Here is a 13,456-nt window from a genome sequence, read left to right as displayed (position 1 = left end):
ACCCAAGGCATTCGAAGCACAACAACAACAATTTCGAACGAGCACTTTGAGGACAATAACAATGATTATCTACGGTGTGGCTTTTCTGGCGTTCTGCACGTTGGCAGGGTTGTTTGTGGGTGAGTTGCTGGGCAAGTTGCTGGGTATCCCAGCCAACGTCGGTGGGGTGGGTATCGCCATGTTGTTGCTGATCGGCCTGGGCAGTTACCTGAGCAAGCGCGGCTGGCTTACCAGCAAGTCGGAAGCTGGCGTGAGCTTCTGGGCGGCGATTTATATCCCGATTGTGGTGGCGATGGCCGCCCAGCAAAACGTGTATGGCGCCATCAGTGGCGGGCCCATGGCGATCCTGGCCGGGACCCTCGCCGTGGTGCTGGGCTTTGCCCTGGTGCCGGTGCTGGTGCGTATCGGTAATCACGAGCCGGTTGCGGCTGTTCCGACCAAAGAAGCCGGGTGATCGCCATGTACGAATCGATGATGAAAGTGATCACCGGCTACGGCTTGATCAGTGGTTTTGCCGTGATCGGCCTGACCATGTGGGTCTCCTACTGGATTTCCGATACCTTTACCAAAGGCCGCCTGCACGGTTCGGCCATCGCCATCCTGCTGGGCTTGGGGTTGTCGTATGTGGGCGGGGCCTTCACCGGCGGCTCGAAGGGGGTGGTGGATATTCCGCTGCTGTCAGGTATCGGCCTGTTGGGTGGCGCGATGTTGCGGGACTTCGCCATTGTCGCCACGGCATTTGGCGTGAGTGTCGATGAGCTTAAGCGCGCCGGATACGTTGGTGTGCTGGCGCTGTTTGTCGGTGTGGGTTCGTCGTTTATTGCCGGGGTCGGGGTGGCAATGGCGTTCGGTTATACCGATGCGGTGAGCCTTACCACCATTGGTGCCGGAGCCGTGACCTATATCGTCGGCCCGGTGACCGGCGCGGCGATCGGGGCCAGTTCCGAGGTGATGGCGTTGTCCATTGCCGCGGGGTTGATCAAGGCGATTCTGGTGATGGTGATGACCCCGTTCGTGGCGCCGCTGATCGGGCTGAATAACCCGCGCAGCGCGGTGATCTTTGGCGGTTTGATGGGAACTTCCAGCGGTGTGGCGGGCGGGCTGGCGGCGACTGATCCGAAGTTGGTGCCGTACGGTTGCCTGACGGCGGCGTTTTATACGGCACTGGGGTGCTTATTGGGGCCGTCGCTATTGTTTCTGGTGATGCGCGGGTTGGTGGGCTGACCGAGAGATTTTCAGTGTTTGATCGGGCGCTATCGGGGGTAAGCCCCATCCCACAGTTGACCGCGTTCCAACATGAGAATGCGATCAAAATGTGGGAGGGGGCTTGCCCCCGAGAGCAATCTCAAGCCTGGCGATTGGCATACATCCGACACTCCGCCAACAACGCCAGCAAGTTCGGATCGCGCTCCTTGGCCTTCAGGAACACCACGCCGATATGCTGCTGCAACCGATACCTGGGCTGCAGCGGTATCAGCTTCACGCGGTTCTCGTACACCGCCGCGATCCGCCCCGGCAACAGCGCATAACCCACCCCCGAGCTGACCATGCTCAGCAGCGTGAAGATGTCGTTCACCTGCATCGCCACCTTTGGCTCAAAGCCCGCCTGCTTGAACACCCGGTTGCCGTCCTGATGGGTGGCGAAGCCCTGGGTGAGGGTGATGAAGGTGGCGTCGCGCACATCCGCCAGGTCGATTTGCTGTTCGCGGTCAAAGGGCGAGTCGGCCGGGGTGGCAAGGAAGATGTCGTCGCTGAACAGTGCGATCTGTTCGCAGTCGGGATCATTGGCGTGTTCATCCAGAGAGATGAGAATCGCGTCCACCTCCATGTTCTTGAGCTTGTAGCGCAGGTCGAAATTGGAGCCCAGGATCAGGTCGATATTCAGTTCGCTGCGGCGGATTTTCAGGCCCATGATCAGCTGCGGCACGGTCTTGACCGTCAGCGAATACAGCGAGCCGAGCTTGAAACGTTCGGCGGAGAAACCGGCGGCTTCGCGGGTCAGGCGCACGCTGTCGACCACGTCGGCCACCAGCTTTTGCGCGCGCTCTTCAAGGACATAGGCGCTTTCCAGCGGCGTCAGGTTGCGGCCCTCGTGTTTGAACAGCGGGCAGCGCAGGGCATTTTCCAGCGAGTGAATGGCGCGGTGCACGCTGACGTTGCTGGTCTGCAATTCGGCGGCGGCGCGGGCCAGGTTGCCGGTGCGCATGAATGCCAGGAAGATTTCCAGCTTTTTGAGGGTGAATTCTTCGTCGATCAACATGGCCGTGGCTCTTGTTCGAATGCCCTCGATTGTGCCCGCAAAATGGCGCGGCGTCGTCGGAACGTCATAACCCGCTTGCACTCTGATGCGCAAGGTTGGACGCTTGTCCGCTTGTGCTTGGGGTTACAGGAGGTCGGTGACAGATGTACCACGGAGAACGATTCAACGCCTGGAGCCATTTGCTCGGTGCCGTCGCGGCGTGCATGGGCGCTGTGTGGATGCTGGTGGTGGCGAGCCTGGATGGCAGTCCCTGGAAGATCGTCAGCGTGGCGATTTACGGCTTTACGCTGATCGTGCTGTACAGCGCCTCGACGGTGTATCACAGCGTGCAGGGGCGCCGAAAAGAGATCATGCAGAAGGTCGATCACTTTTCGATCTACCTGTTGATCGCCGGCAGCTACACCCCGTTTTGCCTGGTGACGCTGCACGGGCCGTGGGGCTGGACGTTGTTCGGGATTGTGTGGGGGCTGGCGGTGATCGGCATTTTGCAGGAGATCAAGCCGCGTTCCGAGGCGCGGATTTTATCCATCGTGATTTATGCGGTGATGGGCTGGATCGTGCTGGTGGCGGTCAAGCCGCTGCTCGCCGCGTTGGGTACCGCAGGGTTTATCTGGCTGGCGTCGGGCGGGGTGTTGTACACCGTGGGCATTATCTTTTTTGCCCTGGAGGACCGCCTGCGCCATTCCCATGGGATCTGGCATTTGTTTGTGATTGGCGGCAGCCTGCTGCATTTTGTGGCGATCATGCATTACGTGCTTTGAGTGTAAGAGGGGGCAAGCCTTAATGTCATTCAGTGTTCAAAGCAGCGAAGATCGAATGTGGGAGGGGGCTTGCCCCCGATAGCTTTCTGTCAGATATAAATTATCTGGCTGACACACCGCTATCGGGGGCAAGCCCCCTCCCACATTGGACCCAGGGTGCTTTTAGAGGCGTGCCAATAGCTCACAGGCGCGGTTGCCAAAGATCTCCAGCAGCCTGGCCAGCATATGCGGTGGTGGCTCGTTGGCGCGGGTCAGGGCGTAGAGGGTGATGGGCAGCGGTGGGGTGAGCGTGCGGATCCGGGTGGTGGCCGTTGAGGCACCCAGCGCGGTGAACGGGTCGATCACGGTCAGGCCGGCGCCGGATTCGACCATCGCACGCGCCAGGGAATAGGTTTGCACCGAGATCGTCACCCGTGGCGGCGGGTCGATATTTTCCAGGTAGCTGCCCAGCTTCGCCGCCAGCGGGTCGGCACTGGACAAGCCGATCAACGGCGCGCCAGCCAGCTCGGCCAACGGTAAAGGCTGATGCCGTTCGGCATCCGGCCAATAGCCTTTGGACGCCAACGCCACCAGCACACCGTTGGCCAGCACTTGGGCCGTGAGCCCCGGATGGCCGGAGAAATTGAGCGTCAACGCCAGGTCGATCTCGCGCATCAACAGCTTTTGCACCAACTCGCGGCTATGGTCGCTGGACAGTTCGCAGGCCATGTCCGGGTAATCGCGCGTCCATTCCAGGATTGCCGGTGGCAGCAGGGACAGGGCCAGCGCGGGGATTGCGCCAATCCGTATGCTTTGTCCCGGCATGTGGCGCAAACTCTTGGCCAGGCGACGCACGCCTTGCAGGCTTGCGGTGACTTTCTCGACTTCGCTTTCCAGCGCCAGCGCTTCCGGCGTGGGCTGCAACTTGCCGCGTACGCGCAGGAACAGCGCAAAGCCCAGCTGCAATTCGGCGTGCTGCAACACCTTGGTCACCGCCGGTTGCGAGACGTGCAGCAGCTGCGCGGCGGCGCTGATGGAGCCCGTCTGGCGGATGGCCTGGAAGATTTCGATATGACGCAAGCGCATGATGAGTCCATAACCTTTGTTTATAGGTGACCCATCTTTATTCATTGTCGGTGAGCTGTCACCTGCCTCTAGGCTTGAGCCTTCTTGAACCAACGGCGGGAGGCTGGCATGGCTGCACAGGTTTGCATCATCGGCGGTGGAGTGATCGGCTTGGCGAGTGCGTATGCGCTGGTGCGTGCCGGCCATGCGGTGACGGTGATCGACGCGCGCGACAGCCTGGGCAGCGAAACCAGTTTCGCCAACGGCGGGCAGTTGTCCTATCGCTATGTGGCGCCGTTGGCGGATGCCGGTGTGCCGCTGCAGGCGATTGGCTGGTTGCTGCGCGGTGACTCACCGTTGAAATTGCGCCCACGGCTCGACCCCCGGCAATGGCGCTGGATGGCAGCCTTTATGGCCGCCTGTCGGGGTTCGGTGAATAAGCGCAATGCCGCGCACTTGTTGCGCCTGGCATCCTTGAGCCAGGCCACCTTGCAGCAATGGCGCATCGATGACCGCCTGGAAGGTTTCGATTGGCGGCGCAACGGCAAGCTGGTGACGTTTCGTACTGCCAATAGCTTCGAGCATGCGCGCAGCAAAGTCACCGACATGTTGCAGCAGCAGGTCTTGTCCATGGGCGATTGCGCGCGGCTGGAGCCGGCATTGGCGGCGGGTGATTTTGTTGGCGGTATCTACACGCCGAACGAGGAGGTCGCCGATTGCCATGCCTTCTGCCAACGGCTGGCGGCCCGGCTCGAGGCCTCGGGGCGCTGCACGTTTATGCTCGGGCGCAAGGTCACCGGGATTCGCCACGCCGACGGTGCAGTGCAGGCCATCGAGTTGGGCGGCGAAGTGATGCCGGTGGAACAACTGGTGCTGGCGGCCGGGCATCGCAGCGCCGAATTGGGCTTGCCGGGGTTGGCGCTGGCGCTGTATCCGCTCAAGGGCTATAGCTTGAGCGTGCCGATTGGCGCGCAGCACCGGGCGCCGAACCTGAGCATTACCGACTATGACCGCAAGATCGTCTACGCGCGTATCGGTGAGCAGCTGCGGGTCGCCGCCATGGTGGATATCGTTGGTTTCGATACCGGACTTGAACCCAAACGCCTGGCCCTGATGAAGCGTCAGGCCCTGGAGACGTTTCCGCTGGCCGGTGACTACACCCACGCAGTCGAATGGGCCGGCATGCGCCCGGCCACGCCGACGGGGGTGCCGCTGATCGGTGCAAGTCGTTATCGCAACCTGTGGCTGAACCTTGGCCACGGCGCCCTTGGCTTTACCTTGGCCTGCGGCAGCGGCCAACTGCTGGCCGAACTGATCGATCAGCGCACGCCGTCCATTGATATGCAGGGCCTTGCGCCCTGCGCCGCCTGAATCTCTGGCCTGCGAAACATCAAGATCGTTCAGAGCGTGGGAACGTCACTGGGAGGGTTAGAAGTCGCCCCACAATTGCTGAGCCACGGCCAGCGCGACCACCGGGGCGGTTTCAGTGCGCAGAACCCGAGGGCCGAGGCGGGCGGCGTGGAAGCCGGCGCGTTGGGCGGTTTCCACTTCGCCGTCGGTCAATCCGCCTTCAGGGCCGATCAGGAAGGCCAGGCTCGAAGGTTTGGCATGGCTGATCATTGGCTCGGCTACCGGATGCAGTACCAGCTTCAGGTCGGCCTCGGTCTGTTTCAGCCAGTCTGCCAGCAACAGCGGCGGGTGAATCACCGGCACCGTTGAACGCCCGCATTGCTCACAGGCGCTGATTGCCACCTGGCGCCAGTGCAGCAGGCGTTTGTCGGCGCGTTCGTCCTTGAGGCGCACTTCGCAGCGCTCGCTGAAAATCGGGGTGATGGCGTTGACGCCCAGTTCGGTGGCTTTCTGGATCGCCCAATCCATGCGTTCGCCCCGGGAAAGGCCTTGGCCGAGGTGGTTGTGCAGCGGCGATTCGGCCTGGCCGTTGAAGTGTTGCGTCAGTTGCACGGTGACGCGTTTTTTACCGACTTCCAACAGGCTGCCGAGAAACTCCTGGCCGGAGCCGTCGAACAGTTGCACGGCGTCGCCCTCGACCATGCGCAACACGCGGCTGATGTAATGCGCCTGGGCTTCGGGCAACTCGTGGTCGCCGAGGCTCAGCGGGGTGTCGGTGAAAAAACGGGACAGTCTCATTTCTGTTCTCTGGAAAAATTATGCAATACACACGTTCTGTCTTTCTGTAGGAGCGAGCTTGCTCGCGAAAAACGTATACCCGACGCCGTAATGTGCCTGGAATACCTTCGCGAGCAAGCTCGCTCCTACAGGGATTCTGGACACTATCCCGGATCACGGAAACCTGGGTGAAAATCCTTCGGCACGGCAACGCTGACCTTGCTGTTGGTGGCGATATCGATGCCTTCACTCGCAACCTCGGCAAGGAAATCGATCTGCTCCGGGGTAATCACATACGGCGGCAGGAAATACACCACGCTGCCCAACGGCCGCAACAACGCGCCGCGCTCCAGGGCATGCTCGAACACCTTCAGACCACGGCGCTCCTGCCAGGGGTAGGCGGCCTTGGTGGCTTTGTCCTGCACCATCTCGATGGCCAGCACCATGCCGGTCTGGCGCACTTCCGACACGTGCGAGTGGTCCACCAGATGCGCCGTGGCGCTGGCCATGCGCTGGGCCAGGGCCTTGTTGTTTTCGATGACGTTGTCTTCTTCGAAGATATCCAGGGTCGCCAGCGCCGCAGCGCACGCCAGCGGATTGCCGGTGTAGCTGTGGGAATGCAGGAAGGCGCGCAGGGTCGGGTAGTCGTCGTAGAAGGCGTCGTACACGTCATCGGTGGTGACCACGGCGGCCAGCGGCAGGTAGCCGCCGGTGAGGGCCTTGGACAGACACAGGAAGTCCGGGCGGATGCCGGCCTGTTCGCAGGCGAACATGCTGCCGGTGCGACCAAAGCCCACGGCGATTTCGTCGTGGATCAGGTGCACACCATAACGATCGCAGGCTTCGCGCAGCAGCTTGAGGTACACCGGGTGATACATGCGCATGCCACCGGCGCCCTGGATCAACGGCTCGATGATGACCGCCGCGACGGTGTCATGGTTGTCGGCCAGGGTCTGTTCCATCGCCAGGAACATGTTGCGCGAGTGTTCCTCCCAGCTCATGCCCTCGGGACGCTGATAGCAGTCGGGGCTTGGCACTTTAAGGGTGTCGAGCAGCAGTGCCTTGTAGGTTTCGGTGAACAGCGGCACGTCGCCCACCGACATCGCCGCGATGGTTTCGCCGTGGTAGCTGTTGGTCAGGGTGACGAAGCGCTTCTTGTCCGGCAGGCCACGGTTGAGCCAGTAGTGAAAGCTCATCTTCAACGCGACTTCGATGCACGACGAACCGTTATCGGCGTAGAAGCAGCGAGTCAGGCCGTCGGGGGTCATCGCCACCAGGCGTTCGGACAGTTCGATCACCGGCTGGTGGCTGAAACCGGCGAGGATCACATGCTCCAGCTGGTCCACCTGATCCTTGATGCGCTGATTGATGCGCGGGTTGGCGTGGCCGAACACGTTGACCCACCAGGAACTCACGGCATCGAGGTAGCGCTTGCCTTCGAAGTCCTCCAGCCATACGCCTTCACCGCGCTTGATCGGCACAAGGGGCAGTTGCTGGTGGTCTTTCATCTGGGTGCAGGGATGCCACAGCACCGCGAGGTCGCGTTGCATCCACTGGTTATTCAAGCCCATCGGTGATCTCCTCGAAGCGGTCCTGCAACCTGCGCAGGTGAAACAATCGCGCAAGCCTATGCAATGGTGACGTGGGTCACAAGCCATTGTGGGGAAATTCGCGGTAAATGCAGGACGGTCTGTCACGTTTCCAGGGAATAGTCTTAATCCCTTGTTAATTTATTATGCATAGGCTTCAGATCGCATTTCTCGATATTTCAAAGCGAAATTTTTCGCTTTAATTCGATAGGTAAAGCGCTAGTCTTGGGCACAGTTCTTACGGGATTAAGTACATGCAGCTACGCAACTCACCGGCCCGCTATGGTTGGGTCAGCATGGTTCTGCACTGGGGCGTGGCCCTGGTGGTATTCGGATTGTTCGCCCTGGGTCTGTGGATGGTCGGCCTCGATTACTACAGCGCCTGGCGCAAAGACGCGCCGGACCTGCACAAGAGCATTGGCATTACGCTGTTCGCCATCATGCTGGTACGCATTGTCTGGCGCCTGATCAGCCCGCCGCCACCGCCGTTGACCAGCTACAGTCGGTTGACCCGTATTGGCGCCGCGTTTGGTCACGCGTTCCTGTATCTCGGGTTGTTTGCCGTGATGATTGCCGGTTACCTGATTTCCACCGCAGACGGTGTCGGTATCCCGGTGTTTGGCCTGTTTGAAATTCCTGCCGTGGTTTCCGGTCTTCCGGACCAGGCAGATACCGCCGGTTGGGTGCACTTGTACCTGGCCTGGGTGTTGGTGGTGTTCGCCGGCTTGCACGGCGTGGCGGCGCTGAAACACCATTTTATCGATCGTGATGTGACCCTGACGCGAATGCTGGGGCGCAAAGCCTGATGTTCAACCTCGACTCACAAGGAATAGAAAACATGTTGAAGAAGACACTCGCCGCTCTGGCAATCGGTACCGCTCTGCTGTCCGCCGGGCAGGTAATGGCTGCTGACTACAAGATCGACAAGGAAGGCCAGCACGCCTTCATCGATTGGAAAATCAGCCACCTGGGCTACAGCTACATCCACGGTACCTTCAAGGACTGGGATGGTACCTTCAGCTGGGACGCAGCCAAGCCTGAAGCCAGCAAAATCGCTGTCGACGTGAAAACCGCCAGCCTGTGGTCCAACCACGCAGAACGTGACAAGCACATCGCCAGCAAAGACTTCATCGATGTGGCCAAGTTTGCCGACGCCAAGTTCGTGTCCACCGCGGTTAAATCCACCGGCGAAAAGACGGCTGATGTGACCGGCGACCTGACCTTCCACGGCGTGACCAAGCCAGTCACCTTCAAGGCCACCTTCAACGGTGAAGGCAAGGATCCATGGGGCGGCGAACGTGCCGGCTTCAACGCCAAGACCACGATCGACCTGAACGACTTCGGCGTGAAAGGCCCAGGCCCGACTTCGCAGACTGTCGAACTGGACATCTCGCTGGAAGGCGTGAAGACGAAGTAATGCTTCGTATGTAGGAGCGAGCTTGCTCGCGAAAAACGTCAACGATGACGCGTGAAACCTGGATGTACGCGGTGTCTGTGAGTTCTTCGCGAGCAAGCTCGCTCCTACAGTTTAAAAGCAAAAAAAATGCCCCGTCTCGAAAGAGGCGGGGCATTTTTTATGGCACTTTGAAACTCAGCGGTTGCGGGTCAGCAGCGCTGGTTTCTCACCACGAGGACGGCCAGGCAGTTGATCCAACTGCTCGGGTGTCGGGAAGCGATCCGCTTTCGACTCCTTGTGGATAATCTTCGGCGCGGGGCCACCGCGCGGATTTTGCACCGCTGGCTCGGACGAACGTGGCTGCTCGTCACGGGCCGGGCGGCGATTGTTGCTGCGCGAGTCTTCGCGACGGGCCTGGCCGTCACGCGGGGCGCCATTACGTGGGCCGCTGCGCTTGGCTGGCGGCGTACCGGTGGTGCCGCCGCTGCTGTTGCGCGGACCGTTCTGGCGCGCGCCTTGTGGCTGACCAGCACGTGGAGCGGCTGCGCCTGGTGCCGGGGCACCCGGGCGACGGCCACGGCCTTGTGCGGGCTTGGCCTGTGGCACGTAGTCGACGCGGTTACCGAAGTTATCCACATCGTCGTCGAGGAACTCGTCCGGGGCGCGATCGGCTGCGGCGCGTGGCGGCTGGCTCGGCTGGCGCTGTTCGCGGGCCGGGGTGCCTTCACGTGGCTTCTGCTCGCGGGCAGGGCGTTCGCCACGGCTGCTGGTCGCGGTTTTTTCCTTGCCCTTGTCCTTGCCCTTGTCGCGACGGCCACCGCCACCACCGCCGCCGTTCGGGCCATCGCCCTTCGGACCGCGTGGATTGCGTGGGTTACGCACGTCCGGACGCTCGCGCGCTTCAGGCTTCTCGGCCTCCACAGCGCTGGAATCGAAGCCCATCAGGTCGCCGTCGGCGATTTTCTGCTTGGTCATGCGCTCGATGCTTTTGAGCAGTTTTTCTTCGTCCGGCGCGACCAGGGAAATGGCCTCGCCCGAACGACCGGCACGGCCTGTGCGGCCGATACGGTGCACATAGTCTTCATCGACGTTTGGCAGCTCGAAGTTGACCACATGCGGCAGTTGGTCGATATCCAGGCCGCGGGCGGCGATATCGGTGGCGACCAGGATGCGCACGGAACCGGCCTTGAAGTCAGCCAGGGCCTTGGTGCGTGCGTTCTGGCTCTTGTTACCGTGGATGGCAACGGCGGTGAGGCCATGCTTGTCCAGGTACTCGGCCAGGCGGTTGGCGCCGTGCTTGGTGCGGGTGAACACCAGCACCTGTTCCCACGCGCCATGGGTGATCAGGTGCGCCAGCAGCGAGCGCTTGTGGCTGGCGGCCAGGCGGAACACGCGTTGCTCGATACGCTCGACCGTGGTGTTCGGCGGCGTGACTTCGATGCGTTCCGGGTTGTGCAGCAACTTGCCGGCCAGGGCCGTGATGTCCTGGGAGAACGTTGCCGAGAACAGCAGGTTCTGACGCTTGGCCGGCAGGCGGGCGAGCACTTTTTTCACGTCATGGACAAAGCCCATGTCGAGCATGCGGTCGGCTTCGTCCAGCACGAGGATTTCCACGTGGGACAAATCGACGCTGCCCTGGCCGCACAGGTCGAGCAAACGACCCGGGCATGCCACCAGCACGTCGACACCACGGGACATGGCCTGAACCTGAGGGTTCATGCCGACGCCGCCGAAGATGCAGGCGCTGACGAACTTCAAGTCGCGGGCATACAGCTTGAAGCTGTCGTGCACTTGGGCGGCGAGTTCGCGGGTGGGGGTCAGGACCAGTACGCGCGGTTGGCGCGGGCCGTGACGCTGGGATTTGTCCGGGTGACCGTTGGGGAACAACCGCTCCAGAATCGGGAGGGCGAAACCACCGGTTTTACCGGTACCTGTCTGCGCCGCAACCATCAGGTCGCGACCTTGCAACACGGCGGGAATGGCCCGCTGTTGCACCGGAGTAGGCTCGGTATAGCCCGCTGCCTCGATGGCGCGGACTAAAGCCTCGGAGAGACCGAGGGAAGCAAAGGACATGAGTAATCCTGTTTTAGTTAGGGCTTGGCCCAAAGGGATAATCTTGCCGGGCGTGAATGGCGCTTAGGGGAGCGTAATCCCGTCCGGTCCTGCTGCGTCTGGCGGGCACTCCACCGGCTCGCGCGGGCTGCAAAGCTGCGCTGTAGCGGGGTTGGGTGCCTTTTTCAAGACCCGAGCGGCCGGGCGTAAGCCTGGCGGAAAGGCCGGAGTATAACAGAGCAATCACTGCGCGCTGCTTTCCTGCTGCTCAACGGTGTAATCGTCCGCGTTGATCGGGGTCGTTTGCGCCGGGATACCGCCATATTTGGCGCTCAATGCCGCATAGGCCGGCTCTTGCTTGAAGCGCCTGAGCTCGGCGGCGAAGCGCTGGACCAGCAAATCCATGCCCGCGCCACGGCGTACGGCGAGAAACTGCGGCTGGCGGCTGACCACCACCGGCGCCTGGCTGACCTTGTCTTCCAGGCCCAACTGTTTGATCACATGCTGGCCCACGCGTCGATCAGTGACCACCATGTCGACGCGCCCCAGCATGAGCTTGCCGAAGTTGGCCTCGTGGCTGGGAGCGGGCTCACGGGCGAAGGCATCGGACGCACTGAACGTTTCGCCATACAAGTAGCCGGGCGAGACGCCCACGGTCAGGCCGCGCAGATCGTCGAGGGTTTCGGCGGGGTGGGGACGTTCGTTGGCGTAGAACAGCACGAACTCGACTTGCGACAAGGGTTCGCTGGGGTAAAGCAGCAAGGCGTCGCGCTCGTGGCTGTGGAAAATGTCCAGTGCGCCGTCGGCGTGGCCTTGTTCAAGCATGGCCAGGCAGCGCTTCCACGGCAGGAATTGCCATTGCACATCCACACCGAGGCGCTGGAACACGATCACTGTGGTTTCATAGTCCAGGCCACGCATGCTGCCGTTGTCGTCGTAGACGTAGGGCGCCCATGGTTCGGTGACAATGCGCAGTTTCTCGCCATGAGCGGCCAGGCTCAGGCAAGTCAATAGCGCAGCAATCAGCAACTTCAAAATGACAGGCATTGCCTGAGGTTACGTCGCTCCTGGCATAAAGAGAAGCTCTGGCACGCGCTTTGGCAGGCGGCCTTATTTTGCCGGTGCGTCCATCAGGTGGGCATGGATCGCGGCGCGCCGCTCGCCGAGAATCAGGCGCACCACCGGGTTGGCGAACCAGTGTTCCAGCTGGTGCGCGTCAATCGGACGCTTCTGGCGCTCTTCCTGGTTTTGTCGCGCCTTGTCCCACCAAACCGGGCCACAGGCCTGGTCGAACTCGTTTTCGTGTTCGTAGCAACCGTAGAGGATTTCGCGGATGAACTGCTGCAGGTGTTTGGGCAGCAGCAGGGTAATCAGCTTGTACAGCATGCGCTGCAAACGCGGCGGGCGCGGCAGGTGCGCGGAAACCTGGCGCGTGTCGGCCAGTGCCGCCGCGCTGGTAGGCGCCGCAGCGTGCTTGGCGATCCAGGCCTTGACCTTGGCGCGGAACAGCTGCTTGCGGCTCCAGTAATGATGGATCAGGTCCGGGCACTCGCGCACATTGACGGTGCGATAGGCGGCGATGGACAGGCAGAACTCTTCCAGGGTGTAGGCGCCCTGGGCATGGGGAAACAGTTCGTCCATCAACTCGATCGAACGGTCGAGGATGTGCGCGTCCTGCTGAGTCAGGCCCATTACGCCGGAGTTGAGGGTCATCATGTCATCGTCGGCCACGCCCATGTCGAGCAGGCGCTGGTGAAGCGCGGTATAGAGAATGCTTTCGTGGTTGTCGCCGTACTTGGTGTAGAAGGCGTTGCACAGCAGGGTGCCGGGCTGCACGCGCTCGAACAGGGCCAGGGGCGAGTGGTGAAAAAACGTGTCGGTGTCGATCAGCAGCGCGACCGGCGATTCCTGCAGCACCTGGCGCAGCACCACGTGCTTGGTGCGAAAGTGATAACCGTGGGGTTCGCTCCAGCGTTTGCGGGTGGCCTCGTCCAGCGGGCGCACCCGCACCGGCAGCAGGCGATAGGGTTCGGGGTTGTCGCAAAATACCTGGATGTCCACGGCCGCATCGGGGGCGTCCTGCAGGAAGGCCAGCGCACTGGCGATGCTGAATACCGCTTCCTGATGGTAGGTCTCGGCGCCGAAGACCAGGTAGACCAGCTGCGGACGGGAAGTGGAAGACACTGTATTCATGGACTGCGGGGTTCCTTGGGGTACGTAAAGCGAC

The 13,456-nt window shown here is 61.5% G+C and carries 13 protein-coding genes; 6 read left to right on the top strand and 7 right to left on the bottom strand.

The genetic code is table 11. The features are described 5' to 3' along the window. The first annotated feature begins 61 nt into the window (after positions 1–61). Positions 62–454 carry a malonate transporter subunit MadL gene (gene madL / locus MRY17_RS24240; protein WP_243352987.1) on the top strand — a complete coding sequence of 131 codons (393 nt, stop codon included), beginning with the start codon at positions 62–64 and terminating at the stop codon, positions 452–454. Positions 455–459: 5 nt separating this feature from the next. Then, positions 460–1,224: a malonate transporter subunit MadM gene (gene madM, locus MRY17_RS24235; RefSeq protein ID WP_057723708.1), complete on the top strand. Its 765-nt coding sequence runs from the start codon at positions 460–462 to the stop codon at positions 1,222–1,224. Between the two features lie 121 nt (positions 1,225–1,345). Here the strand turns inward: madM and MRY17_RS24230 are convergent, their stop codons facing one another. Further along, positions 1,346–2,260: a LysR family transcriptional regulator gene (locus tag MRY17_RS24230; RefSeq protein ID WP_243352986.1), complete on the bottom strand. Its 915-nt coding sequence runs from the start codon at positions 2,258–2,260 to the stop codon at positions 1,346–1,348. Between the two features lie 143 nt (positions 2,261–2,403). On the opposite strand from MRY17_RS24230, the gene trhA reads away from it, so the two are divergent. Beyond that, positions 2,404–3,021: a PAQR family membrane homeostasis protein TrhA gene (trhA, locus tag MRY17_RS24225; protein ID WP_191956508.1), complete on the top strand. Its 618-nt coding sequence runs from the start codon at positions 2,404–2,406 to the stop codon at positions 3,019–3,021. 162 nt (positions 3,022–3,183) lie between these two features. Here the strand turns inward: trhA and MRY17_RS24220 are convergent, their stop codons facing one another. Continuing rightward, positions 3,184–4,086, bottom strand: coding sequence for a LysR family transcriptional regulator (locus tag MRY17_RS24220; protein WP_181282480.1), 903 nt, complete (start codon positions 4,084–4,086; stop codon positions 3,184–3,186). 108 nt (positions 4,087–4,194) lie between these two features. Between MRY17_RS24220 and MRY17_RS24215 the strand changes: the two genes are divergently transcribed. Next, positions 4,195–5,436: a D-amino acid dehydrogenase gene (locus MRY17_RS24215; RefSeq protein WP_191956510.1), complete on the top strand. Its 1,242-nt coding sequence runs from the start codon at positions 4,195–4,197 to the stop codon at positions 5,434–5,436. Positions 5,437–5,493: 57 nt separating this feature from the next. Here the strand turns inward: MRY17_RS24215 and MRY17_RS24210 are convergent, their stop codons facing one another. Together MRY17_RS24210 and MRY17_RS24205 are read right to left on the bottom strand one after the other, a co-directional pair. After that, entirely contained in the window at positions 5,494–6,213 is a 720-nt protein-coding gene (locus tag MRY17_RS24210; RefSeq protein WP_243352985.1) for a 16S rRNA (uracil(1498)-N(3))-methyltransferase, read from the bottom strand. A gap of 143 nt (positions 6,214–6,356) precedes the next feature. Beyond that, on the bottom strand, positions 6,357–7,763 hold the full coding sequence (locus tag MRY17_RS24205; RefSeq protein WP_191953074.1) for an adenosylmethionine--8-amino-7-oxononanoate transaminase: 1,407 nt from the start codon (positions 7,761–7,763) through the stop codon (positions 6,357–6,359). A 272-nt stretch (positions 7,764–8,035) separates the two neighbouring features. Between MRY17_RS24205 and MRY17_RS24200 the strand changes: the two genes are divergently transcribed. Next, on the top strand, positions 8,036–8,587 hold the full coding sequence (locus tag MRY17_RS24200) for a cytochrome b (RefSeq protein ID WP_191953073.1): 552 nt from the start codon (positions 8,036–8,038) through the stop codon (positions 8,585–8,587). 32 nt (positions 8,588–8,619) lie between these two features. After that, positions 8,620–9,198 carry a YceI family protein gene (locus MRY17_RS24195; protein ID WP_243352984.1) on the top strand — a complete coding sequence of 193 codons (579 nt, stop codon included), beginning with the start codon at positions 8,620–8,622 and terminating at the stop codon, positions 9,196–9,198. Positions 9,199–9,372: 174 nt separating this feature from the next. Here MRY17_RS24195 and MRY17_RS24190 read toward each other — a convergent pair whose 3' ends face one another. From MRY17_RS24190 to MRY17_RS24180, 3 genes are all read right to left on the bottom strand, one after another. After that, positions 9,373–11,250: a DEAD/DEAH box helicase gene (locus MRY17_RS24190; RefSeq protein WP_181282475.1), complete on the bottom strand. Its 1,878-nt coding sequence runs from the start codon at positions 11,248–11,250 to the stop codon at positions 9,373–9,375. Positions 11,251–11,472: 222 nt separating this feature from the next. Continuing rightward, positions 11,473–12,276 carry a substrate-binding periplasmic protein gene (locus tag MRY17_RS24185; RefSeq protein WP_243352983.1) on the bottom strand — a complete coding sequence of 268 codons (804 nt, stop codon included), beginning with the start codon at positions 12,274–12,276 and terminating at the stop codon, positions 11,473–11,475. Positions 12,277–12,339: 63 nt separating this feature from the next. Next, the gene (locus MRY17_RS24180) at positions 12,340–13,422 is read right to left on the bottom strand and encodes a hypothetical protein (RefSeq protein ID WP_181282473.1); all 1,083 of its coding nucleotides are present in this window, start codon (positions 13,420–13,422) and stop codon (positions 12,340–12,342) included. Positions 13,423–13,456 lie beyond the last annotated feature (34 nt).

Origin of the sequence: Pseudomonas orientalis, from assembly GCF_022807995.1 — a bacterium.
Classification (GTDB): Bacteria; Pseudomonadota; Gammaproteobacteria; order Pseudomonadales; family Pseudomonadaceae; genus Aquipseudomonas; species Aquipseudomonas orientalis_B.
This window is presented reverse-complemented; position numbering and strand designations above follow the sequence as displayed.

Coding starts and splice junctions, on each gene's coding strand:
- madL (WP_243352987.1), top strand. CDS start 62: ATGATTATCTACGGTGTGGCTTTTCTGGCGTTCTGCACGTTGGCAGGG.
- madM (WP_057723708.1), top strand. CDS start 460: ATGTACGAATCGATGATGAAAGTGATCACCGGCTACGGCTTGATCAGT.
- MRY17_RS24230 (WP_243352986.1), bottom strand. CDS start 2,260: ATGTTGATCGACGAAGAATTCACCCTCAAAAAGCTGGAAATCTTCCTG.
- trhA (WP_191956508.1), top strand. CDS start 2,404: ATGTACCACGGAGAACGATTCAACGCCTGGAGCCATTTGCTCGGTGCC.
- MRY17_RS24220 (WP_181282480.1), bottom strand. CDS start 4,086: ATGCGCTTGCGTCATATCGAAATCTTCCAGGCCATCCGCCAGACGGGC.
- MRY17_RS24215 (WP_191956510.1), top strand. CDS start 4,195: ATGGCTGCACAGGTTTGCATCATCGGCGGTGGAGTGATCGGCTTGGCG.
- MRY17_RS24210 (WP_243352985.1), bottom strand. CDS start 6,213: ATGAGACTGTCCCGTTTTTTCACCGACACCCCGCTGAGCCTCGGCGAC.
- MRY17_RS24205 (WP_191953074.1), bottom strand. CDS start 7,763: ATGGGCTTGAATAACCAGTGGATGCAACGCGACCTCGCGGTGCTGTGG.
- MRY17_RS24200 (WP_191953073.1), top strand. CDS start 8,036: ATGCAGCTACGCAACTCACCGGCCCGCTATGGTTGGGTCAGCATGGTT.
- MRY17_RS24195 (WP_243352984.1), top strand. CDS start 8,620: ATGTTGAAGAAGACACTCGCCGCTCTGGCAATCGGTACCGCTCTGCTG.
- MRY17_RS24190 (WP_181282475.1), bottom strand. CDS start 11,250: ATGTCCTTTGCTTCCCTCGGTCTCTCCGAGGCTTTAGTCCGCGCCATC.
- MRY17_RS24185 (WP_243352983.1), bottom strand. CDS start 12,276: ATGCCTGTCATTTTGAAGTTGCTGATTGCTGCGCTATTGACTTGCCTG.
- MRY17_RS24180 (WP_181282473.1), bottom strand. CDS start 13,422: ATGAATACAGTGTCTTCCACTTCCCGTCCGCAGCTGGTCTACCTGGTC.